16 protein-coding genes, 1 tRNA gene and 1 pseudogene are annotated in these 24,160 nt (G+C 39.3%); 16 read left to right on the plus strand and 2 right to left on the minus strand.

What is annotated here, in order from left to right:
* Nucleotides 1-11: 11 nt before the first annotated feature.
* From AC23ME_RS04770 to AC23ME_RS04780, 3 genes are all read left to right on the plus strand, one after another.
* Nucleotides 12-1,421, plus strand: a complete 1,410-nt coding sequence (locus AC23ME_RS04770) for a RagB/SusD family nutrient uptake outer membrane protein (RefSeq protein WP_487726600.1) — start codon at nt 12-14, stop codon at nt 1,419-1,421.
* 260 nt (nt 1,422-1,681) lie between these two features.
* The gene (locus AC23ME_RS04775; protein ID WP_487726601.1) at nt 1,682-3,997 is read left to right on the plus strand and encodes a glycoside hydrolase family 3 N-terminal domain-containing protein; all 2,316 of its coding nucleotides are present in this window, start codon (nt 1,682-1,684) and stop codon (nt 3,995-3,997) included.
* Between the two features lie 13 nt (nt 3,998-4,010).
* Nucleotides 4,011-5,432 carry a glycoside hydrolase family 30 protein gene (locus AC23ME_RS04780; RefSeq protein ID WP_487726602.1) on the plus strand — a complete coding sequence of 474 codons (1,422 nt, stop codon included), beginning with the start codon at nt 4,011-4,013 and terminating at the stop codon, nt 5,430-5,432.
* 163 nt (nt 5,433-5,595) lie between these two features.
* Here AC23ME_RS04780 and AC23ME_RS04785 read toward each other — a convergent pair whose 3' ends face one another.
* Nucleotides 5,596-6,282 carry an RluA family pseudouridine synthase gene (locus AC23ME_RS04785; RefSeq protein ID WP_487726603.1) on the minus strand — a complete coding sequence of 229 codons (687 nt, stop codon included), beginning with the start codon at nt 6,280-6,282 and terminating at the stop codon, nt 5,596-5,598.
* Between the two features lie 289 nt (nt 6,283-6,571).
* On the minus strand, nt 6,572-7,387 hold the full coding sequence (gene panB / locus AC23ME_RS04790) for a 3-methyl-2-oxobutanoate hydroxymethyltransferase (protein WP_487726604.1): 816 nt from the start codon (nt 7,385-7,387) through the stop codon (nt 6,572-6,574).
* 408 nt (nt 7,388-7,795) lie between these two features.
* Between panB and carA the strand changes: the two genes are divergently transcribed.
* From carA to AC23ME_RS04855, 13 genes and pseudogenes are all read left to right on the plus strand, one after another.
* The gene (gene carA, locus AC23ME_RS04795; RefSeq protein WP_487726605.1) at nt 7,796-8,908 is read left to right on the plus strand and encodes a glutamine-hydrolyzing carbamoyl-phosphate synthase small subunit; all 1,113 of its coding nucleotides are present in this window, start codon (nt 7,796-7,798) and stop codon (nt 8,906-8,908) included.
* 198 nt (nt 8,909-9,106) lie between these two features.
* On the plus strand, nt 9,107-9,871 hold the full coding sequence (locus tag AC23ME_RS04800; protein ID WP_487726606.1) for an ABC transporter ATP-binding protein: 765 nt from the start codon (nt 9,107-9,109) through the stop codon (nt 9,869-9,871).
* Between the two features lie 42 nt (nt 9,872-9,913).
* The gene (locus AC23ME_RS04805; RefSeq protein ID WP_487726607.1) at nt 9,914-11,005 is read left to right on the plus strand and encodes an ABC transporter permease; all 1,092 of its coding nucleotides are present in this window, start codon (nt 9,914-9,916) and stop codon (nt 11,003-11,005) included.
* Between the two features lie 325 nt (nt 11,006-11,330).
* Nucleotides 11,331-11,897: an NADPH-dependent FMN reductase gene (locus AC23ME_RS04810; protein ID WP_487726608.1), complete on the plus strand. Its 567-nt coding sequence runs from the start codon at nt 11,331-11,333 to the stop codon at nt 11,895-11,897.
* 109 nt (nt 11,898-12,006) lie between these two features.
* Nucleotides 12,007-12,080, plus strand: a tRNA-Pro gene (locus AC23ME_RS04815).
* A 286-nt stretch (nt 12,081-12,366) separates the two neighbouring features.
* A complete protein-coding gene (locus tag AC23ME_RS04820; RefSeq protein WP_487726609.1) occupies nt 12,367-13,602 on the plus strand; it encodes a site-specific integrase in 1,236 nt (411 codons plus the stop codon).
* Nucleotides 13,603-13,891: 289 nt separating this feature from the next.
* Complete coding sequence (locus tag AC23ME_RS04825; protein WP_487726610.1) at nt 13,892-14,293, plus strand: ester cyclase; 402 nt, start codon at nt 13,892-13,894, stop codon at nt 14,291-14,293.
* A gap of 280 nt (nt 14,294-14,573) precedes the next feature.
* Nucleotides 14,574-16,573 (plus strand): annotated as a pseudogene (gene mobC / locus AC23ME_RS04830) (conjugal transfer protein MobC).
* Nucleotides 16,574-16,669: 96 nt separating this feature from the next.
* Entirely contained in the window at nt 16,670-17,056 is a 387-nt protein-coding gene (locus AC23ME_RS04835; protein WP_487726611.1) for a hypothetical protein, read from the plus strand.
* A 160-nt stretch (nt 17,057-17,216) separates the two neighbouring features.
* Nucleotides 17,217-21,557 (plus strand): CusA/CzcA family heavy metal efflux RND transporter, encoded by a 4,341-nt coding sequence (locus AC23ME_RS04840; protein WP_487726612.1) that lies wholly within the window; start codon nt 17,217-17,219, stop codon nt 21,555-21,557.
* Nucleotides 21,558-21,623: 66 nt separating this feature from the next.
* A complete protein-coding gene (locus tag AC23ME_RS04845) occupies nt 21,624-22,781 on the plus strand; it encodes an efflux RND transporter periplasmic adaptor subunit (protein WP_487726613.1) in 1,158 nt (385 codons plus the stop codon).
* Between the two features lie 35 nt (nt 22,782-22,816).
* Nucleotides 22,817-23,386: a cytochrome b/b6 domain-containing protein gene (locus AC23ME_RS04850; RefSeq protein WP_487726614.1), complete on the plus strand. Its 570-nt coding sequence runs from the start codon at nt 22,817-22,819 to the stop codon at nt 23,384-23,386.
* 11 nt (nt 23,387-23,397) lie between these two features.
* Nucleotides 23,398-24,159 (plus strand): phosphatase PAP2 family protein, encoded by a 762-nt coding sequence (locus tag AC23ME_RS04855; protein WP_093099842.1) that lies wholly within the window; start codon nt 23,398-23,400, stop codon nt 24,157-24,159.
* Nucleotide 24,160 lies beyond the last annotated feature (1 nt).

Raw genomic sequence — 24,160 nt, forward strand, 5'->3', positions numbered from 1 at the left:
GAATTAAAGAGATGAAACTAAATAAATTAACTTTAGTAGCAATTGCAGCAGCGACATTCAGTTTGCATAGCTGTAAAAAAGATTTTCTAGATAAGCAACCATTTAATCAGGTTACTCAGATTACAGATGCAGATGGTGCAGAGCGATTAATGGCAGGTGTTTATGGTAGCATGTATAACGATTACCACATTTGGGATTACATGATTAATGGCGATGTAACTTCAGACAATGCCTACGCTGGTGGTGATAATCCTGCAAATATTCAAATTGATCTATTTACTACAGATGCGACTAACGGCAACGTAGGACGTGATTGGGGCGGATTATATTCGAACATCAAAAATGCAAATGAGGTAATAGAAAATGTTGCAAATATTCAAGACGCTGCCTTAGATGCCGGCGATAGAAGAGCGCAAATGATAGGCGAAGCAAAAACATTAAGAGCCTACTTTTACTTCCATTTAGTGCGCTTATGGGGTAGTGTACCTTTGATTTTAAAAACGCCAACTACTTTACAGGAAATGCAACAACCTCGCTCTACTGTAGATCAGGTGTACACACAAATCATTAAAGATTTGGAAGAAGCTTTACCGAACGTACGTACTACGGCTCCTAACAAAGGTATCATTACCAAAGGTGTAGTAAACGCCTTATTGGCAAAAGTTTATGCTTCTATCCCCAACCCAGATTGGACTAAAGTAAATCAGTACGCTGATGCAGTAATTGCAGGAGGTTATGCTCCGGTAAGCAATTTCGACCATTTATTTGACGGTGCACATAAAAACAACTCAGAGTCTATCTGGGAAATGCAATACGATGGTTGGGGTGGCCCAAAAGGCAGAGGTAACTGGATGACGGGCGTAATTGTTGGTTCAGGTTGGAAACGTTTCTGTACACCAACAAACGATTTGGTTGCGGCTTTTGATGCCGAAGGTGATGTGATCCGCAAAGCTTCGAGCATATCATTCAAGAACGTATCTACCGAAGGTTGGTCTGATGATTATTGGAACAAAAACAATTATCCTTTCATCAATAAATACCGAAATGATGATTTGGCTAATTCTTATATCATTCGTTTGGCAGATATAAAATTGTTAAAAGCCGAAGCTTTAAACGAGCTTACTGCTACAGGTTGGACGGCTGCCAAAACTTTGGTAGATGAAATTCGAGGACGTGTTAGCTTAGGCGGAACACCTGCAAATACGCAGGCAGCGATGCGTTTAGCAATTGAAAAAGAGCGTAGGTTAGAGCTTGCTTTCGAAGGTCACCGTTGGTTTGATTTAGTGCGTACAAACCGTGCTGTTACAGTAATGAACGCACAGCGAGATGGCAATGGAAATCTTTTAAACTATAATGTAACGCCGGCGAAGTTATTGTTCCCAATACCACAAGCAGAGCGAGATCGTAACCCTAATCTTTAACAGGAAATTGTTGTATGCAAGTAGGCCTTGCATACAACAATAATACTACACCATGTAATTTTTATAACGTATTACTTATTATCGGTTAGGGTTTTAAAAATGCGTTTAGAGTTAATAGGGGTTGATTTTGTAAGAGATTTAAACGTATCAACTTTCAGTTGTAAGCAAAATCGAAATCAGATTGACCGCTCAGATTACTTTCATTAAAGGTGCTTTGCTGCCTATTTTAGGGCATCTAGTCACCAAAATAAACACACACTATGAACATTAAAAATTTTAGTTTAGCGCTCGTTCTTGTTTTAGCCGGTACTTCCGTTTTTGCACAGCAGAAAATGAGCAAGGAGGCAATTGACCAAAAGGTAAATGTATTACTCTCGAAAATGACCATCGAAGAAAAGGTTGGTCAAATGGCACAGATTACCTTAGATGTTATTGGTAAAGGTAAAGACCGTTACGCTAGCGAAGAGCCTTTTTTGCTTGATCAAAAAGAAATGGAAAAAGCCTTGCTGCAATACCATGTTGGCTCTGTATTGAACACTTCTAACAACAGGGCAAGAACGCCCCAGGTTTGGTACAACATCATCAACCAAATCCAAAACGTTGCAATGAAGAAAGGAAAAAACAAAATTCCGGTAATTTATGGTGTAGATGAAGTTCATGGTGCAACTTATACTGCCGGAGCCACTATGTTTCCGCAACAGATAGGTCAGGCGGCAACCTTTAATAGAGCTTTAGTGAAGGAAGGTGCGAGTATCACAGCCTACGAAACCCGTGCCAGTGCTATTCCTTGGAACTTCTCGCCAATTCTAGATTTAGGTGCTGACCCTCGTTTTCCTCGTCAGTGGGAGAGTTTTGGAGAAGATCCGTTCCTGGTTACAGAACTAGGTAAAGAAATGATCAAAGGTTTAGAAGGCGATAATAACGATGTTTCTAATCCTTTCAAAGTTGCTTCTTCCATCAAACACTTTTTAGGTTACCAAGTTCCAGTTTCTGGTAAAGATAGAACTCCAGCTATCATTTCTGATCAAGCTTTGAGAGAATATCATCTACCAGCATTTAAAGCAGCTGTAGACGCAGGTGCAAAAACCATTATGATTAACTCAGGTTTAATTAATGGTGTGCCAGTACATGCTAACTATAAGATATTAACCAAACTTTTAAGAGAAGAATTAGGCTTTAAAGGTTTGGTAGTAACCGATTGGGGAGATATCGAAAACCTTCACAAACGTGATCGCGTAGCAAAAGACAATAAAGAAGCGGTAATGATGGCTATCAATGCAGGTATTGATATGTCGATGATTGCTTATAACTACGAGCCTTTCTGTGATGATTTAATCGCGTTGGTTAAAGAAGGTAAAGTAAAACAATCTCGTATTGACGATGCAGTTAGAAACATCTTGCGAGTAAAATATGAGTTGAATTTGTTCGAAAAACCAACTACCAATATTAAAGATTATCCAAAATTTGGAAGTAAAGAATTTGAAAAAGTAGCTTATGATGCAGCTGCGGAATCAATGACTTTATTGAAAAACACAGACAATGCATTGCCTTTAAGTAAAACTGCTAAAATATTAATCACAGGTCCAAATGCAAACTCAATGAGAACTTTAAACGGTGCTTGGACTTACTCTTGGCAAGGTGAAAAAGTAGAAGAGTTTGCTGCAAAATACAACACCATAGTTGAGGCAATTCAAAACAAAGTTGGTGCTGCTAACGTAACTTATTTGCCAGGCGTAAGCTATAAAATGGATGGTAAATATTTCGAAGAATATGCCGATCAAATGGACGAAACCATCGCGGCAGCAAAAAATGCTGATGTAATTGTACTTTGTCTAGGCGAAAACTCTTACACAGAAACACCGGGCAACCTAAGTGACCTATACATTTCCGATCTGCAGACTGAGTTAGCGAAGAAACTGGCCGCTACTGGCAAAACTATCGTGTTGGTTTTAAACGAAGGCAGACCAAGAGTGATTAGCAAGTTTGAGAAAAACATGAGTGCCATTTTGCAGAGTTATTTGCCAGGTAATTTTGGTGGAGATGCCATTGCGGATGTGTTATATGGTGATGTTAACCCATCGGGAAAATTGCCTTACACTTACCCTCAGTTCCCCAATGCCTTATTTACGTATTACCATAAGCCATCAGAATCGAGAGAAACTACAGAAGGCGTTTACAACTACGATGCTGATTATAACCCGCAGTACGTATTTGGCCACGGTTTAAGTTACACTACGTTTGCTTATAGTGATATCAAATTAAACAGTAACACTTTGAAAAATGGCGGGACTTTAGAAATCAGCGTGAATGTTAGTAACACAGGTAAAGTTGCTGGAAAAGAAAGTGTATTACTTTTCATTTCTGATCTGGTAGCACATGATATTAGCCCTGATGTAAAACGTTTAAGAGGCTTCGATAAAATCGATTTAAAAGCAGGCGAAACGAAGACGGTTACTTTCAAAATTAAGCCAGAAGATATTGCATATGTAAATGCAGAGTTGGTTACTACTACTGGCGAAGGCGAGTTTACCGTTCAATTAGGTAACCAGAAAGCAAATTTTAATTATACACCTTAAAAAAACAGAGTTGATGAAAAGATTTATAGCGAGTTGCGTAGTGTTGTCTGTGGTATTGTCATCTTGTGCGAGCAAGAAAAGTCAGACTGCCAATAACAATCAAACCGATAGTGAAGTGGCTTTTTGGCTCACCAAAGGCGATCGATCGGTATTGCTGAAAAAACAAGATATAGCTTTAAATTTTGGCACAGCTTCTAATACACACAAAACAATAACAGTAGATGATAACCAAACCTATCAAAGCATTGATGGATTTGGTTATACCTTAACCGGCGGTAGTGCTACGTTAATTAATAAATTGCCAGAACAAGAGAAAGCTGCCTTGTTAAAAGAGCTATTTTCTACCGAAGGAGATGCGATTGGCGTGAGCTATCTGCGGGTAAGTATCGGTGCATCTGATTTAAGTGCAAAGGTTTTTACCTATAATGATTTGCCAGTTGGAGAAACCGATGTAGATATGGAGCGTTTTTCTATTGCAGAAGAAATGACGGATTTGGTACCTGTTTTGAAAAGGATTTTAGCGATCAATCCAGGCATCAAAATCTTAGGTTCGCCTTGGTCGCCTCCAATCTGGATGAAGACAAACAAAGCTTTTAAAGGCGGAAGTCTGTTGCCCGAGTTCTATCAAGCTTATGCGAAGTATTTCGTGAAGTACATAGAGGCAATGAAAGCTCAAGGTATTACCATTGATGCAATTACCATTCAGAATGAGCCTTTACATCCGGGCAATACACCAAGTTTGTTGATGCTGGCTAATGAGCAGGCAAATTTCATTAAAACGGCTTTAGGTCCGGCTTTCCAAAAGGCTGGTTTAAAAACGAAGATCATTCTTTACGATCATAATGCAGACCGTCCAGATTATCCGATGAGTATTTTGGCCGATCCGGAAGCAAGTAAATACGTAGATGGTTCTGCTTTTCACTTGTACGCTGGTCCAATTACGGCGTTGAGTAAAGTTCGTGATGCTTATCCTGATAAACATATCTATTTTACAGAACAGTGGGTAGGTGGACCGAGCAATTTTGGAGAAGATTTGAAATGGCATGTAAGTACATTAATTGTTGGTGCTACAAGAAACTGGAGCAGAAATGTTTTGGAGTGGAATTTAGCAGCCGATGCAAATTATGATCCTCATACACCAGACGGCGGCTGCACCAACTGTTTAGGAGCGATTACTATTGCACCTGCGATCACTAGAAACGTGGCTTATTATGTAATTGCACACGCTTCCAAGTTTGTAAGACCTGGTTCGGTAAGAATTAGTTCGTCAGAAGATAATACGTTGAGCAATGTAGCTTTTAAAACTCCAGATGGTAGAAAAGCATTAGTTGTGATGAACACAAGTAACACCAATCAAACTTTTAATATCAGTTATCAAGGAAAATTGGTAACACCAACATTGCCAGCAGGTGCTGCGGCAACTTTTGTTTGGTAAAAAATATCTTCCTTAGTTTATATTTGATTGAATAAGTTAACCTTGCGAAAGCAGGGTTTTCTTTTTTTAGGGGCTATATTTGCTGCGTCGTAATTGCGAGGCACTGACTGTTCGGACTTCGATAAAGCAAAATAAAAACACCCCAGTCTTTATAATAGGTGCTTTAAAACTTCTCAAACCTTTCCCAAAAACCGTCTTTTGGAAGCTTGGCGAAAATTTTAATTGGTTCTTTCTTCACAGGGTGGATGAATTCCAATTGGCGAGCATGAAGGCAAATGCTTCCTTTTTTACTACCACGTGGATAGCCATATTTGTTATCGCCAACAATTGGGCAACCCATGGTTGAAAGCTGTACTCTAATTTGATGCGAACGACCAGTTAATGGATTAACTCTTAACAAGTAATAGCCATCTAATTCCGTTAAAACTTGATAATCTAGCTCACAATATTGACTGCCTTTGGCTTCGTAGTCGTAAGATTTTACTACGTTTTTCTTTGGATCTTTAATTAACCAGTTGATAAGCTTGCCTTGAGGCTTGGCTGGCTTTTTTCGCACTACCGCAAAGTAAGTTTTTTTGATTTCGCGGTTTTTGAAAATAGCATTCATTCTATCTAAAGCCTTGCTGGTTTTAGCGAATAGAATTAAGCCACTTACAGGTCTGTCTAAACGATGTGCAACGCCTAAAAAAGCTGTTCCAGGTTTGTCGTATTTTTTTGCTAAAAAGTTTCTAACCATATCGTCTAATGGCTGATCTCCAGTTTCGTCAACTTGTACTACATCTCCAGCTCTTTTGTTAATTGCAATGAGGTGGTTATCTTCGTAAAGTACGTCTGCTTCGGTAATGGCCATTAGTTGGTTAATTGTTTAAATCGATGAAATGGTTAATCGTGGTTTGTTGCTTGGTTTAAGTTTCTTGTACTATTTTTTGTTATTTAAACCCGATTGGAGTGTAAACACTTTTTGTTCTTGCCTCCTTAATCCTTCGACAAGCTCAGGATGACAGGAGTGGGCTGCAGTATCGACAACAAAAAGGTTGGAACGAAAAGCGGGACTTATTTAACCGATTGGCACTGAAACTGCTTTTCAAAAATCCTACTTTCTGCTCCATTATTCAAAAGCCCCTTTAGGGGTTTGGGGTTTAATATTGTTCTTTCTCGTTAGGGAAATCGTTCGCTTTTACATCTGCAATGTAAGATTGTGCGGCACCTTTAATGCCTTCGTACAAATCTAAATACTGGCGTAAAAAACGAGGTTTGAAGCCTTTCGTCAAGCCAATCATATCGTTAACTACCAATACTTGTCCATCGCAATGCGGACCAGCGCCAATGCCAATAGTTGGAATGTAAAGGCTTTCGGTTACTTCTTTAGCCAATTTAGCAGGAATTTTTTCTAATACAACTGCAAAACAACCTGCTTCTTGTAATGCTAGTATATCAGTTTTTAATTTATTTGCTTCTTCTTCGTCTTTAGCTCTAACGGTGTAAGTGCCAAATTTATAGATAGACTGAGGCGTTAAACCTAAATGTCCCATCACAGGAATACCTGCGGTGATAATACGTTGGATAGATTCAACAATTTCAACACCGCCTTCGAGCTTTACACCGTGTGCACCACTTTCTTTCATGATGCGGATGGCCGAATTTAAGGCTTCTTTGGAGTTGCCTTGGTAAGAGCCGAAAGGCAAATCTACCACTACAAATGCTCTGTTTGCACCACGAACCACAGATTGGGCGTGGTAAATCATTTGATCTAAAGTGATAGGTAGCGTAGTTTCGTGACCAGCCATTACGTTAGAGGCCGAGTCTCCTACTAGAAGAACATCTAGACCAGCATCGTCTAAGATGGTGGCCATGGAATAATCGTAAGCGGTAAGCATGGCAATTCTTTCGTTGCGCTGCTTCATTTCTTGCAAAGTACGCGTTGTTATACGCTTAATTTCTTTGTTTACCGACATGCTTTTTGTTTTGGTGTGCACAAAATTAGGGTTTATTTTTTAAAAAACTGGTTAGGTGACGGGGATCAGGAACTAGTTCCTGAAAATCAGAAGTTAGGGATTAGGTAGTAGTCAATGGCTTATGGTTGATAGCTGTTGTGTTTAATAATATAGGAATTCAACAATTGCTCAATAAAGCCGTAAAACAATTGGGAATAACCAGTTTCAACGATTAAGCAATTAAACAATTAGCCCAGCTCCAAACTTTTTTAAAAAATCTTAAAAAAAATGCTTCAAAACGCATACCTTTGTACTCCGAAATGAGAGAGTTCAATCATACGGTTTTATCTTCTAGTAAAAGCGGTTTATCCGTTAAAAACTCCCATTCCTTTTTATCATTTTTTATCCCCAATTTTTATTGTAATTTAAATGACTAACTACACTAAGTTACCAGCGATTTTGTTATTGGCCGATGGCACCGTTTTTTATGGCAAGGCTGCTGGAAAAATAGGAACTACCACCGGTGAAATCTGTTTCAATACAGGTATGACTGGCTATCAGGAGGTTTTTACAGATCCTTCTTATTTCGGACAGATTATGGTAACTACCAACGCACATATTGGTAATTACGGTATGCACCGCGATGAGGTAGAATCTGAAAGCGTTAAAATTGCTGGTTTGGTTTGCAAAAATTACAACATCAATTATTCAAGAAAAGAAGCTACAGAATCTATTCAAGATAACTTCCAAAATGAGAACATTGTAGGTATCTGTGATATCGATACCCGAGCTTTGGTGCGTCACATTCGTAACAAGGGTGCAATGAATGCCATTATTTCTTCGGAAATTACTGACTTGCAAGAATTGAAAAAGAAATTGGAAGAAGTGCCTTCTATGGATGGTTTGGAACTTTCTTCGGTAGTTTCTACCAAAGAGCCTTACTACTACGGTAATCCAGAGGCTGCAATTAAAGTTGCTGCTTTAGATTTAGGGATCAAGAAAAACATCCTTCGCAACTTCGACGACAGAGAACTTTACATCAAAGTATTCCCTGCTAAAACTACTTTCGAAGAAATGAATGCTTGGGGAGCTAATGGTTATTTCATTTCTAATGGTCCTGGCGATCCATCGGCAATGCCTTACGCTATCGAAACTGTGAAAGCGGTTTTAGCGGCTGATAAACCATTGTTCGGGATCTGTTTAGGTCATCAGTTATTGGCAGAAGCTAACGGTATTGGTACCATGAAAATGTTTAACGGTCATCGTGGATTGAACCACCCAGTTAAAAATATCATTAAGAACCACTGCGAAGTAACTTCTCAAAACCACGGTTTCGGTGTAATTCCAGAAGAAGTTAAAGCTTCGGATAAAGTAGAAATTACTCACGTTAACTTAAACGATGATTCTATTGAAGGTATCCGTGTGAAAGGCAAAAAAGCATTCTCAGTACAATATCACCCAGAAAGTTCTCCAGGTCCACACGATTCACGTTACCTTTTTGATGATTTCGTTAGCTTAATTAAAGGCGATTTAGTTTGGTAATTAAACACTGGCTATAAAATATGAAGAGCAAAGACTTAAATCTTTGCTCTTTTTTGTGAAATATGTTAGGCGATTTGTATTTTAATCGTAATTCGTAAATCTACAATCGTCAATCGAAATCATCATTTCATCCTCATAATTACTCCAATTAGCGGAAAAACGTTTCCCATTATTATAAAGCTTCTTACTTTTATACCAATGACAAACAAACGACCAATTATTAGCGTAAGTAATTTAGTGAAACACTATGGCGAGTTTAAGGCCGTTCAAGGGCTGTCGTTCGAGGTTTACGAAAATGAAATATTTGGATTGCTTGGTCCGAACGGAGCAGGCAAAACCACCACTTTAGAAATTATAGAAACTTTACGTGACAAAACCAGTGGCGAAGTTTTGGTAGATGGTTTGAATGTAGATAGCGATGCCAATGCGATTAAACAAATCATTGGGGTGCAATTACAAGCTGCGGGTTATTATCCAAACTTAAATTTGGTAGAGCTTTTGCAACTATTCTCTGGACTTTACGGTGTAAACGTTTCTCCGATGGAAATGCTAGCAAAGGTAAACCTACAGGATAAAGCTAAAGCAAAGTACAAAGAGCTATCGGGTGGACAGAAACAACGTTTTTCCATTGCTACCACCTTAATTAATTCACCAAAAATTGTGTTTTTAGATGAGCCAACTACGGGTTTAGATCCGCAGGCACGTAGAAATCTTTGGGATTTGATTAGCGAAATCAGAAATAACGGCACAACAGTAGTGATCACAACTCACTACATGGACGAAGCCGAGCAATTATGCGATAGAGTTGCTTTTGTAGAAGCAGGGAAAATCATCGCGTTAGATACGCCAGACCAATTGATAGACAATTTAATTGCCAGCGGTTTTGAACGTTCAAAAGAAGTAAAGGCTGCCAACTTGGAAGATGTATTTATCAATCTTACCGGTAAAGCGTGGAGAGAGTAAATTAAGTAGAAAGTCACAAGTAGAAAGTCAAAAACATTGCACATGTCGCAACCTTACAATCATACAAAAGCCACGTTGGCGTTAGCAAAAGCGAGTTTTAGGTCAATTACCCGAAGCCCTTCTGCAGTAATTTTTACTTTAGCGTTCCCGCTGATATTCATTATCGTTTTCGGCTTTATAGGCGGCGGCGGTATGAAGCTTGACGTAGCCGTAGCACCAGGCTCAGATTTGCAAAATCCAGTAATTGCAGCAATCGAAAAAACGGCTGTAATTCGTCTTAAGAAGCATGATACTCAAGAAAATATAGATAAAAACCTAGAAAAAGGCGCTTATGATGCGGTAATTAGTGTAGAAAAAAATCCAAGTGGTTTGCCAGCTTATTTTACCAATGTGAAATATACTTCAGCATCGTTAACCAACGGAAATGTCTTAAAATCAGTTTTAAACGACTTAGCGCATCAGCTGAATACCGTCAACCAAAAACCTAAGGTTACTGAAATAAGAGGAACTACAATAACAGGAAGGCTACACCGAACCATAGATTTTATTTTACCAGGACAGTTAGGCTTCTCTTTATTGAGTACAGGTGTTTTTGGTACGGCTTTTATCTTTTTCGCACTAAGACAAAACTTGGTGATCAAACGCTTTTTTGCAACGCCAGTTAGACGCTCTAGCATTGTATTGGGCGAAGCAATTGCCCGTATTGGATTTGCATTATTAGGTGCGATTTTTATCATCGTGATTGGTCATTTCGCATTTAATTTTACATTAGTAAACGGTGTAGTTACAGTAATCAATATGCTTGTGCTATCCACCATCGGTATCATAGTTTTTATGGGTTTTGGTTTTGTGGTTTCAGGTTTGGCAAAGAGCGAAAGCACCATTCCGCCTATCTCAAACATCATTACGCTACCGCAGTTTTTGCTATCTGGAACCTTCTTTTCTATCAATAATTTTCCAACTTGGCTGCAGCCTATTAGTAAAGCTTTGCCGTTAACTTACCTAAACGATGCCATGCGTAAAGTGGCTTTCGAGGGCGCTAACCTTTGGGATGTGAAACAGCAAATCTTAATTATGGTAGTTTGGGGTATTGGCATTTATGCCGTTGCCGTGAAAACTTTTAAATGGGAATAAGATTATAAGAAGCGCAATTGCGGTGCTATGATGTTCCGCAAGTCCCGCTTTCAGTTCAATCTTTTTGTGTCCTGTTGCCGTCATTTCGAACGCAGAGAGAAATCTGTTGATTAAACGTTTCTAATGAACAGATTTCTCCTCGTTCCTCGTCGAAATGACGCAACAAAAAGTATTTCACTTCAATCGGGGCTATGGAACGACCTTCTTCTGCAACAAACGAAAACCTAGCAATCCAAATCTGCTTAAAAATTTCCGTTATCATCGGAAATAAACAAACAACCCAGATGAATATTCGTTAATTTAGCTGGACCAATAGATAATCAAAATGCCAAAAATAGCCATTATATCCGCCAGTGTTAGAAAAGGACGCAAAAGCCACAGCGTAGCTTTATACTTTCAAAACTACTTAACACAAAAGCAATTAGCAGAAACAGAAATCATCGACCTAGACGCGTACAACTTCCCGATTTTTGAGGAGCGCTTACGTTTAATCGAAAACCCAACGGAAGAAATGTTACAATTGGCTAAAACTATTACAGAAGTAGATGGCGTCATCATCGTCACCCCAGAATATAATGGTGGTTATCCAGCCAGCTTAAAAAATGTAATCGACTTATTGTACGCAGAATGGAAACGTAAACCTATTGCAATTGCCACAGTTTCCGCAGGACCTTTTGGTGGTTCGCAAGTAGTTACTTCGCTACAGTTTAGTTTGTGGAAAATTGGCGCCTTGCCTGTTCCAGCAATGTTTCCTGTAGCTGCTGTAGAAAAATCCTTCAGTGAAAATGGAACGCCAACCGATCAAGAAACTACGGATAAAAGAGCAACAACTTTTGTTAACGAGCTGCTATTCTGGATAAAGGCAAAAGCAGCGAGCGAAATCAATAAATAAGTCTTAAAAAACAATTTTCAAAATCATTTGCAACGGACATTAAAATGTTTATCTTTGCAACCTCGTTAGAAACCTCGGGCAGCTAACGGTAAAAATAATATCAAAAGTTCGGGATGTAGCGTAGCCCGGTATCGCGCCACATTTGGGATGTGGAGGTCGTAGGTTCGAATCCTGCCATCCCGACGAACCTTCTAGGTTTATGAAGGTAGAACCCCTTAGAATGTATGTTCTAAGGGGTTTTTTGTTTTTAGCCTCAATTATTCCATACCAGTTTATCCATGTTTTAACAATATAAATGTGCCCGATTCGGTGCCCTATTATTTTTGATTATATTGTGGTTAATTATTTGATAATCAAAGTGTTTTAAAAATTTAATTACACTCGATTTGTTGCGTTTCAGTGCTCGTTTTTCAGAGGGTTCAACTGTAGGCGAAACATTCGGGCATTTATTTACTTAAAACGAATGGAAATGAAAAAGATGACGGACACATTTGGTGTAGGTTTTTACCTTAGGACCTACAAGAAGAATCTCGATGGTACAATGCCAATCTATGCTCGTATTACAGTTAATGGAAAAAGGGTCGACATGGCGGTCAAACGTACAATCGATCCAGCGAATTGGAATCCCGGAAAGGGAATGGCCAAAGGCAGCAGGGAAGAGATGGCCAAGCTGAACAACTATCTGGAAGAACTAAGGTCACTTATTGTCGAGTGCTATCAGGAATTAAAACTGCAAAGAAAGACGATCACTGCCCAACTTATCAAGAACCGTGTTACTCCTGGATATGATGATGAACATACTTTGGCCAAGATGGTCGCCCATCACCACAAGATGCAGAAAGATATTCTGGCAGAGGGAACGATGAAAAACTATTATACAACTGAAAAATATATACTAAAATTCATTCAGGTCAACTATAACCGAAAGGATTTATTTATATCCGAGCTCAACTACGATTTCATCCTTAATTTTGAGCTCTTCCTCAGAAGGATAGGTAAAAAGGATAAATTGAAGCCACTGAACAATAACGGTATCATGAAACATATAGAGCGTCTTAGAAAGATTGTGACCATGGCTGTAACTGTTGGTTGGTTGGAGAAGGATCCTTTTGTGAATTATAAGCGTAAACTTGATACCGTTCATCGCCAGTATCTGACAAGAGAGGAACTTGCCAAGATAGAAGCATTGGAATTGACGGTAGACCCATTGATAAAGGCCAGGGATCTTTTTGTGTTCAGTTGTTATACCGGTCTTTCATACATCGATGTAGTACAACTGAATCCAACGGCCATCGAAAAGGGTTTGGATGGACGGGATTGGATCGTTGCCTATAGACAAAAGACAACTACAGGGGTGAAGATACCTTTGCTTTCAAAGGCTAGACAGGTAATCGACAAGTATATCAGCCGACCAGATCTGATCGCAAATGACAGCTTACTTCCTAAGATGAGTAACCAAAAGGTGAATCTTTATCTGAAACAGGTCGCCAGGTTGTGCAATATCCAAAAGCCGCTCACCTTCCATATCGCCAGGCATACCTTTGCTACTGCCATCACTTTAAGCAATGGGGTGTCTATGGAAAGCGTAAGCAAAATGCTCGGTCATAAGAAACTCAGTACTACGCAGATCTACGCGAAGGTGATCGAGGAGAAGTTGAGCGAGGATATGAAGGACCTCGAAGCACGACTTGCCAAAATCGATTGATGTTTGGTAAAATTCTTCTCTAACAATGTGTGCAATATTTCAGTGGTATATTTAAATAATTAACCACTAAATCGGTGAATTTTGTATCCTATCTACGAATATTAGCGGTCTGTCTGCTATCGTTGGCATGGTGTTGTTATTTAACTTTTTTTTGTAGAAAATGTATAGAGATGTGGCTTGTTTTGTTAGCGTATTTCTCTAATGTATGCTCTTCGAACATGGTATAGAACATCTGGCGTTCAGATTTCTTGATTAAAAGTGAAAGTTGTCGAAGTATAAATTTTAATATATGAATAAAAAGCAAATCGTCCTTTCATTTATCGAAACAGTGATGAACAATGGTATGTTGGATGAGTTGGAAGATTATTTGGACATTAATTTCGTAAACCATTCTTTACCCCTGGGGCTCACCAATGATATAGCTGGGACGAAAGGTTGGTTGCAGTTAACAAGTAAATCTTTTTGCCATCAAACAATGGTTGAAGACATAATAGCGGAAGACAATAAGGTTTTCATAAGGATTACCATGAAGCTGAAGCACATAGGTAAGTGGAAGTCTTACCCTGCTACAGGAAAAGAAATCCTAACCACAGGATACCGGCTTTTTGAGTTCGCAGGTGATAAAATCATCCAACAGTGGGCTTCTATAGATACATCTGTCATAGAACAGGCTATTAGGGACGCAAAGTAGACTTGCATAGGTAGGGCTTCGAAAAGCGATGACTTACATTGTCATCTCTTTTAAGATCTTAATTTGATTTTTTATTTAGTGCGTACATCAGATCAACGACAACGGAGGGAAAAGTTTTTTATGAGACATTCGAGTGATGTATAAGTGTGATTGTAAGCTTTGTGATCTTATCGAAAATATTAAATTCTTATAATACACATACCGCCATTGACTGCCACAATCTTATAGCTACCCTATACAGCCTATAAATTCACGCCCGAACATTTAAAACTTTTTTAAAATGCAGGGAGAAGACGATTTAAGAGGCTTAGCCAAGATTATGGCTTTTATGCGAGCAGTAAGCATCATTATAGTATTGATGCACTTGTATTGGTTTTGCTACGGGTTCTTTATACACCGTGGCTGGACGTTAGAAATCATCAACAAAATATTAGGGAATTTCAACCGAACGGCAGGACTGTTTGAACACACCTTATATACCAAAGTTTTCGCTTTGGTATTGTTGGCTTTAAGCTGTTTAGGTACTAAAGGAGTTAAGAATGAAAAGATTACTTGGGGCAAAATATATGTTGCTTTAGGTATTGGCTTCGTTTTGTTCTTTTTAAACTTTCCATTGCTAAAACTACCACTAAACACCGCTACATTTCTTTACATCCTAACCACAGGTTTAGGCTATATCGCTTTAATGGTTGCAGGGGTATGGATGAGCCGTTTGCTTCGTAGCAATTTAATGGACGACGTTTTCAATAATGAGAATGAGAGCTTCCAGCAGGAAACAAAGTTGATGGAAAATCAATATTCGGTCAATCTGCCTACCAAGTTTTATTACAAGAACAAATGGAATGATGGCTGGATTAATATCGTCAATCCTTTTCGGGCAACGATTGTGTTGGGAACTCCGGGTTCTGGTAAATCTTATGCCATTGTAAACAATTATATCAAACAGCAGATTGAGAAAGGTTTTTCAATGTACATCTACGATTTCAAGTTTGATGACCTTTCTACCATTGCCTACAATCATTTACTGAAGAACAGGGATAAGTACAAAGTTCAACCGAAATTCTACGTGATAAACTTCGACGACCCACGCAAGAACCACCGTTGTAATCCGCTCAATCCCGATTTTATGACGGATATTTCCGATGCTTACGAAGCGGCTTATACGATAATGCTAAACCTTAACAGGTCGTGGATACAGAAGCAAGGGGATTTTTTCGTGGAAAGCCCAATTATCCTGCTTGCAGCTATCATTTGGTATCTGAAAATCTACGAGGATGGTAAATATTGCACTTTCCCACACGCTATTGAATTGCTGAACAAAAAATATTCGGACGTATTCACGATTTTAACTTCCTATCCCGATTTGGAAAATTACTTATCTCCCTTTATGGATGCCTGGCAAGGCGGTGCGCAAGACCAGTTACAGGGACAAATCGCATCGGCTAAAATTCCACTATCAAGAATGATAAGCCCCCAATTGTATTGGGTAATGACAGGCGACGACTTCACACTCGACATTAATAACCCTAATGAGCCAAAAATTCTATGCGTAGGAAACAACCCAGATAGACAAAATATTATTCGGCAGCTTTGGGTTTGTACAATTCAAGAATTGTGAAGCTTATCAATAAAAAAGGACAGTTAAAAAGCTCAATTATAATAGACGAATTGCCCACAATTTATTTTCGGGGACTTGACCAACTCATAGCAACTGCGAGAAGTAATTTCGTATCGGTATGTCTTGGTTTTCAAGATTTTAGTCAATTAATTCGTGATTATGGCGACAAAGAAAGTAAGGTAATTCAGAATACAGTCGGTAATATTTTTAGCGGACAGGTAGTTGGCGAAACGGCAAAGAGCTTGTCAGAACGTTTCGGTAAAGTTCTACAAAAAAGACAAAGTATGACGATAAACCGAAATGATAAATCAACTTCCATATCTACCCAATTAGACAGCCTAATTCCAGCTTCAAAAATCAGGACCTTAACACAGGGTATGTTTGTGGGTGCTGTTTCCGATAACTTTGATGAACGGATTGAGCAAAAGATATTTCACGCCGAAATTGTGGTAGATAATGAAAAGGTTGCTGCCGAAACAAAAGCGTACCAGAAGATACCGGAAATTTTATCCTTTGTCGATGAAAGCGGAGAAGATAATATGAAACGGGATATTGAGAACAATTATCGTCAGATAAAATTAGACATTGTTCATATCGTGGAAAGTGAAATGGAGCGTATAAAGAACGACCCGAATTTACAGCATTTGATACAGGAGGGATAATATTGAATTTTTAAATCATTTATTTTGAAATATTTTAAATTACAGCGTCTTATAAAAGAGATCAGACTTTTTTATTAACTTTGTTAAGTGAAAAAAATGTTTTCAATATTATTATTGTCTGTGTATTTAATTTCGACAACTGAATTAGGTCAGTTATTGAAGTTTCCTATACTTATAGAACATTATTTCGATCACAAAGAAAAAAATCCGGAGGTTACTGTTTTGCAATTTTTGGAAGTTCATTACGCCGGGAACCATCTGGAAAACCATCCACACGATGACGATTATGAACAAGACAAACAATTACCGTTTATCGTACATATCGATGTTTTGAATATCAGTTTTGTACTTGCCCCCCCTTTTAGTTTTGATATAGAAACCAAAAAACTTGTAGGCAAAGAACCCAAAACCTTGCCTTTGGACGATACATTTTCTGATAACAATTACCTTTCTGCCATCTGGCAACCTCCGAAATTCTGTTAATCTTTTTTGATTTCCACGATGAATCCTTTCATCGTGCATTTGCTGTTTGATAATACTTTCATTCGGGCAGTCGGTGTATTTTGTGTCCGCCTGTAGGATTGATCATGTATTGGAAACGTCAAATCTCTTTATTTATCATTTACGATTAACAGAATAAATTATGCTTACAAAAATCATTGAGTTTTCTGTAAAGAACAAACTCATTATAGCATTATTGGTTCTTGGTTTAATCGGCATTGGCTCTTATCAGGTAAGCAAATTACCGATTGATGCTGTGCCGGACATTACCAATAATCAGGTGCAGGTTATTACAATCGCTCCGTCTTTTGGGGCAACCGATATCGAACGTCTGGTTACTTTTCCAATTGAGCAGGCGAACTCCAATATTTCCGGACTCAAAGAAATCCGCAGTTTCTCCCGTTTCGGATTGTCCTTGGTTACCATTGTTTTTGATGATGGTATTGATGTGTATTGGGCAAGACAACAAGTGGCAGAGCGGCTGCAACAGGTTCAGAATGAAATTCCGCAAGGTATCGGAACACCGCAATTAGGGCCGATTTCTACCGGTTTGGGCGAAATCTATCAATATGTCGTTCGTCCTAAAGAAGGTTTTGAACAAAAATACGACGTTACGGAACTCCGTACCATTCAGGATTGGATTGTGCGTCGACAGCTACTTCAGGTCAAAGGCGTAGCGGAAGTCAGCAGTTTTGGCGGTAAATTGAAGCAATACGAGATTGCCGTGAATCCCGACCGACTTAATGCTTACGGCATTACCATCAATGATGTTTTTGATGCACTGAATGCCAATAACCAGAACACCGGCGGTGCTTATATCGAAAAAGGGCCAACCGTTCTCTACATTCGGAGCGAAGGTTTGGTGGGCAATATTGAGGATATTCAAAACATTTCTATTACCAATAAAAACAACGATGTACCGCTGTTTATCCGAGATGTAGCTGATGTCAAAATTGGTTTTGCCACCCGTTACGGAGCGATGACTTACAACGATCAGGGCGAAGTTTCCGGTGCGGTGGTGATGATGCTGAAAGGTGCCAACAGTAGTCAGGTCATCAAAGATGTAAAAGCCAAAGTGGCTCAAATCCAGAAAACCCTGCCCGAAGGCGTGGTGATAGAACCCTTTCTTGACCGTACCAAAATGGTGAATAATGCCATCAGCACGGTAGAGAGAAACCTTATGGAAGGTGCTTTAATCGTGGTATTTGTCCTCGTTTTATTTCTCGGAAATTTCAGAGCCGGCTTACTCGTGGCTTCGGTGATTCCACTAGCAATGCTTTTTGCCATTTGTATGATGAACCTTTTCGGGGTGAGCGGCAATCTGATGAGTTTGGGTGCACTGGATTTTGGATTAATCATCGACGGAGCGGTCATTATTGTAGAAGCCGTCCTGCATCAGTTATCCCTCAATCCTAAGTTCAAGAGCCTGCTGAAAATTCCGTCCAATGATATGGATAGTGTAGTTACAGAATCTGCCGGAAGAATGATGAACAGTGCAGTTTTCGGACAAATTATCATCTTCATTGTGTACATTCCGATCCTAACATTGCAAGGGATTGAAGGGAAAATGTTCCGCCCGATGGCAGAAACGGTGGCGTTTGCATTATTAGGTGCATTTCTGCTTTCCCTAACCTACATTCCGATGATGAGTTCGGTTTTGTTGAAGAAAAGAAGTTTAAAACCTTCGTGGTCGGACAGGATAATGAAGAAAGTAGAAGCGCTTTATTTGAAAACCTTGCTGAAAGTTTTACGCATTCCGAAAACCATTTTTACCATAATCGGGATATTGTTCATCACGGCAATAATTCTGCTAAGCAGAATGGGCGGCGAATTTATTCCGTCTTTGGAAGAAGGTGATTTTGCGGTGGATACCCGCGTTTTACCGGGCAGCAACCTTACCACCACGATTGAAAGTACGCAAAAAGCAGCCCATATCTTAAAAACCCGTTTCGCCGAAGTGGAAAAAGTGGTCACCAAGATAGGAAGTGGAGAAGTGCCTACCGATCCGATGCCAATGGATGCTTCGGATATGATGGTCATTCTGAAAGACAAAAAAGAATGGACTTCCGCCAAAACGTTTCCCGAATTATCAGAAAAAATGAGCAAAGCACTGGAAGATGTGCCCGGTATTACAGTTGGTTTTCAGTATCCGGTAGCGATGCGTTTTAATGAACTGATGACTGGTGCAAGACAGGATGTGGTCATCAAAATCTTTGGCGATAATCTGGATTCTTTGGTGCAAAATGCCAACCAACTCGGTAAAATCATTGAAACGGTAAGAGGTACACAAAACCTTTATATAGAACCGGTTTCCGGGCTTCCGCAGGTGGTGGTAAAATACAATCGTCCCGTGATTGCTCAGTATCATCTTTCTGTTGCAGATGTCAATCGGGTGATTAATACCGCTTTTGCCGGACAGAGTACAGGTTTGGTTTTTGAAGGCGAAAAACGCTTTGATATGGTAGTACGCCTGAATGCCAGTGACCGAAAAAACATCAATGATATTCAAAATCTATTGGTTCCAACACCTGCAGGCAATCAGATCCCGCTCAATCAGCTGGCAACCGTAGATGTGGTGGAAGGTCCCAATCAAATTCAACGTGAAAATGCACAACGCCGTATTGTCGTCGGCTTCAACATCAAAGACCGTGATGTGCAAAGCATTGTTGAAGAATTGCAGGGTAAAGTGGACAAACAGATTAAACTTCCGGCCGGCTATTCTATTACGTATGGCGGTTCTTTTGAAAATCTGAACAACGCCAAACAACGGTTGATGATTGCCGTTCCGCTGGCATTGGCATTGATATTTGTCCTGTTGTTTATGGCGTTCAAGTCGATTAAAGAAAGTCTTCTGATTTACACCGCCATTCCGTTGTCGGTCATCGGAGGTGTATTTATGTTGAATTTACGCGGAATGCCTTTCAGCATCAGTGCTGCCGTTGGTTTTATCGCTCTTTTTGGCGTAGCGGTTTTGAACGGTATTGTATTGATTTCAGAATTTAACCGACTGCATAAAAACGGCATTAGAAATATCGTCAGAATTGTGATTGATGGCGGCGAAAGCCGATTGCGTCCGGTATTGATGACCGCAGCCGTTGCCTCCCTCGGCTTTATCCCGATGGCAATAAGCACAGGTGCTGGAGCAGAAGTGCAGCGACCTTTGGCGACCGTGGTAATTGGCGGACTGATATTGGCCACTTTGCTCACCCTTTTTGTCCTACCGCTTTTATATGTCAATATCGAAAATGGATTTAAAATGAAAAAACCAAAATCCAAACATGTCGCCTCTGTTCTGTTGATTTTTATGCTGTTTTCAGGAATAAAAATGAAGGCACAAACCATAATTTCTTTAGATGAAGCCGTGCAAACAGCGTTGCAAAACAATCGCAACCTGAAAAATGAAAAACTGCGTTTGGATTATGCCAAAGCATTGATTAAAACTTCTAATGCCGATATTCCGCAAACCGCAGTTACAGCAGATTACGGACAAATAAATAGTGCATACAACGATATGAAATTCGGGATTTCACAGAGCATCGCTTTTCCGACTGTGTATCAGAAACAGAAAAATTTGCATTCCGAAGAATGGAAAAAAAGCCAGTTGAATGTTTCGCTTAAAGAATTTGAACTGAAAAAAGCCGTCAGCCAAAGTTATTTCCAGATGGTGTATTGGAAAGATAAGGAAAAATTGCTGAATGAAACGTTGCAACTGTACACCCAATTTTTAGACAAAGCCAGTTTGCGTTTAAAAGCAGGAGAAAGCAATATTCTGGAAAAAACAACGGCTTCCAACCAAAAATCGGCGATTGAGATTCAGTTGAAACAAGTGCAGCAGGAAATAAAAACCTTGCAGTTGCAGTTCAGTTGGTTGCTCAATTCCGAAACGGAATATCTTCCTTTGGAAAATTCCAGACCGGTTCTTTTGCTTCAGGAAAATGCTTCGCATCCCTTGTTACATGTATTGGAACAGCAAAAAACGGTTGCCGGCAAACAAACCGAAGTGGAAAAATCCAGACTTCTTCCGGGTTTGCAAATCGGTTATAATCTCAATTCGTTCAAAGGTATGGGACCTGATGATAAACTGTATTCTGCTACACCACAGTTTCATTCGGTGATGGTAGGTGTTGGCATTCCAATATTTTCAGGCGGACAAAAGGCAAGAATTCACGCTTCTAAAGTGGCGGAAAGCATTGCGGAAAACGATTGGCATAATACGGAATTTGCATTAGAGAAAAAACAGCAACAGCTCAAGCAAATGTATCAAACGAATCTCGAAATCATCAACCGTTACGAAACTGATGAACTGAAAAATGCAGACATCATTACCAAAACAGCACAGCAACAATTCATTAACGGAGAAATCAATTATCTGGAATTTGTAATGCTCGTCAATCAGGCAGTTTTGCTCAAAAGCAATTATGCAGATGCCTTGTTAAAACTGAACGAAAGCGTGGTTGAACTGAATTATATCACGCTTCAATAGTTGATGAACAGACGATTTTAAACCGCAAACAAAATTTTTCAAATCAATATATAATTAGACAAGAAAATGAAAATATTAAAATTATACGGTACTTATTTTTTGGTTCTGATGGTGCTGCTTTCCGCAGTTCAATGCCAACAAAAACAAGAAACCACCGTCGCCAAAAAGGCCAATCCGAAAGACGAAAACACGGTTACTTTCACCGATGCACAGTTACGCAATGCCCCGATTGAAAGCACAGAACTGTCGATGCAGCATATTTCCACCGTATTGAAACTAAACGGGAAAATTGATGTACCACCACAAAATCTGGTTTCCGTAAGTACACCGCTGGGCGGCTATCTGAAAAGCACCCGCCTTTTGCCTGGGATGAAAGTTGCTAAAGGTCAGGTGATTGCCGTTATCGAAAATCCGCAGTTTGTACAGTTGCAGCAGGATTATCTGATGGCAAAATCCAAATATCACTTTGCTCAACTGGATTATAACCGACAAAATAAGCTCAACCAAAGCCAGGCAAGTAGTGATAAAGTGATGCAGCAGGCACAATCCGAAATGAACAGTCAGCAGATTCTGATGAATTCCATCGCCCAGCAACTGAAGTTGGTTAATATAAACCCGGCTAAAATATCTGCCGGAAATATTCAGCGGAGCGTACCAGTTTACAGCACCATCAACGGTTTTGTGAGCAAGGTGAACGTGAATATCGGCAAATATGTAACGCCTTCGGATATACTCTTTGAACTTATCAATCCATCGGATATTCACCTCAATCTAAAGGTGTATGAAAAGGATTTGGAAATGCTGAAAACCGGGCAACGGATTGTGGCTTATACCAATGTAGATCCTTCAAAAAAATACGCCGGCGAAATTTTGCTGACGAGTAAAGATGTGGACGGAAGCGGCATGGCTGAGGTTCATTGTCATTTTGAAAAATACGATCCTGCACTCATTCCCGGAATGTATATGAATGCCGAAGTGAAAACAGAAAATTCTTTTGCCAATGCTATTCCGGAAGAAAGCGTGGTGGATTTTGAAGGGAAAAGTTATGTCTTTACAGAAACCGGGAAACAGACCTGGAAGATGGTCCCGGTCACATTGGGAATTTCCGAAAATGGTTTTGTTGAAATCCTCAACTTTGCTGATTTTCAAGGTAAGAAAATCGTGGTCAAAAACGCCTATACCATATTGATGAAGTTGAAAAATAACAGTGAAGATGAAGAATAACAGTCAGATAAAATCTGATATAAAAATTTAAAATAATGAGAAATTCAACAAAAATATTTACCCCGCTTCATCGTGGTTTACACTGGGGCACAGCTCTACTAATGACGGTTTTGTTTATCACCGGATTTCTTCGGATCAACTGGATGGGTAAAAAAGCCATTCTGGGAGCTATTGAAAAAAATATGCAAGGCATTGATTTAACCAATGAACAAACCATCGTAACAGTAAAAAGCATTCTGGACCCTATGTGGCAATGGCACGAATATGCAGCGTATGTTTTCTTTGTAATCATTGCGGTTCGCATCATTTATATGTTGGTAAAGGGCATTCGTTTTCCAAATCCTTTTTCGGCAAATACATCAGCAAAAGAAAAATTTCAGGGATTTATTTATCTGCTATTTTACTTGTTTGTGATTGTTTCATCCATCACCGGAGCCTACCTGAAATGGAGGAATGGAGACCTGAAAGATACAATGGAAACCATTCATAAATGGGCAATTTACTGGTTTCCGATTTTTATTATTTTGCATTTTGGCGGGATTTGGCTGGCAGAAAAAACAGCTCAAAAGGGAATTGCTTCCAAAATGATTGGCGGAGATGATTAATAAATTTAAGAATGAGACATTTATTATTGATACTCATATTGTGCGTTTATCAATTGGGAATAGCACAAACGGATAGTTTGGTAACAGGTCAAAAGATGGATCAATCATTTGACCACGCCTATCAATTTAAATATAAAAAGCTGATTGTACCTTCTGTTTTTATCGGATACGGAATCCTGAGCCTGACGTCTGATGATCTGAAACAGCTGAACCGTTCCACCCAATATGAAATTGGGGAGCATCAGCCGGATAAAATAAAACTGGATAATTATACCCAATACGTACCTGCAATATTGGTTTATGGATTAAATGCTATTGGACTTAAAGGAAAACATAATTTGAAAGACCGAAGTATTATTTTAGGCACATCGTTGCTGATTTCAAGTGCTGTCGTATTACCTACCAAGCATTTGGTGAGAGAAGAACGACCAGATGGTTCTAATAATTTGTCGTTTCCTTCGGGACATACTACAACTGCTTTTACAACAGCACATTTTATGTTTCGGGAATATCAGGATGAAAATATTTGGTTAAGTTTGTCTGGTTATCCAATTGCTGTTTTTACGGGAGTTTATCGCATTTTGAATGATAAACATTGGGTGGGTGATGTGGTTGCAGGTGCTGGTATTGGAATTCTCTCCACAGAAGTTGCCTATTGGTTGTTCCCAAAAGTCAGTCAATTATTTTCAAAAGATCATAGCAAAAATAGTGCTCTTGTATATCCGTTTTATCAAAATAAAACAATGGGATTAGGTTTGTCTTTAAACTTTTAAA

The organism is Pedobacter sp. T50_32, assembly GCF_057652195.1.

What these genes read in the sequence shown, in the direction of transcription:
- AC23ME_RS04810 (WP_487726608.1), top strand. Translation starts at nt 11,331, where the DNA reads ATGCCAAAAATAGCCATTATATCCGCCAGTGTTAGAAAAGGACGCAAA.
- carA (WP_487726605.1), top strand. Translation starts at nt 7,796, where the DNA reads ATGACTAACTACACTAAGTTACCAGCGATTTTGTTATTGGCCGATGGC.
- AC23ME_RS04840 (WP_487726612.1), top strand. Translation starts at nt 17,217, where the DNA reads ATGCTTACAAAAATCATTGAGTTTTCTGTAAAGAACAAACTCATTATA.
- AC23ME_RS04835 (WP_487726611.1), top strand. Translation starts at nt 16,670, where the DNA reads ATGTTTTCAATATTATTATTGTCTGTGTATTTAATTTCGACAACTGAA.
- AC23ME_RS04800 (WP_487726606.1), top strand. Translation starts at nt 9,107, where the DNA reads ATGACAAACAAACGACCAATTATTAGCGTAAGTAATTTAGTGAAACAC.
- AC23ME_RS04785 (WP_487726603.1), bottom strand. Translation starts at nt 6,282, where the DNA reads ATGGCCATTACCGAAGCAGACGTACTTTACGAAGATAACCACCTCATT.
- panB (WP_487726604.1), bottom strand. Translation starts at nt 7,387, where the DNA reads ATGTCGGTAAACAAAGAAATTAAGCGTATAACAACGCGTACTTTGCAA.
- AC23ME_RS04780 (WP_487726602.1), top strand. Translation starts at nt 4,011, where the DNA reads ATGAAAAGATTTATAGCGAGTTGCGTAGTGTTGTCTGTGGTATTGTCA.
- AC23ME_RS04850 (WP_487726614.1), top strand. Translation starts at nt 22,817, where the DNA reads ATGAGAAATTCAACAAAAATATTTACCCCGCTTCATCGTGGTTTACAC.
- AC23ME_RS04825 (WP_487726610.1), top strand. Translation starts at nt 13,892, where the DNA reads ATGAATAAAAAGCAAATCGTCCTTTCATTTATCGAAACAGTGATGAAC.
- AC23ME_RS04805 (WP_487726607.1), top strand. Translation starts at nt 9,914, where the DNA reads ATGTCGCAACCTTACAATCATACAAAAGCCACGTTGGCGTTAGCAAAA.
- AC23ME_RS04775 (WP_487726601.1), top strand. Translation starts at nt 1,682, where the DNA reads ATGAACATTAAAAATTTTAGTTTAGCGCTCGTTCTTGTTTTAGCCGGT.
- AC23ME_RS04855 (WP_093099842.1), top strand. Translation starts at nt 23,398, where the DNA reads ATGAGACATTTATTATTGATACTCATATTGTGCGTTTATCAATTGGGA.
- AC23ME_RS04820 (WP_487726609.1), top strand. Translation starts at nt 12,367, where the DNA reads ATGAAAAAGATGACGGACACATTTGGTGTAGGTTTTTACCTTAGGACC.
- AC23ME_RS04845 (WP_487726613.1), top strand. Translation starts at nt 21,624, where the DNA reads ATGAAAATATTAAAATTATACGGTACTTATTTTTTGGTTCTGATGGTG.
- AC23ME_RS04770 (WP_487726600.1), top strand. Translation starts at nt 12, where the DNA reads ATGAAACTAAATAAATTAACTTTAGTAGCAATTGCAGCAGCGACATTC.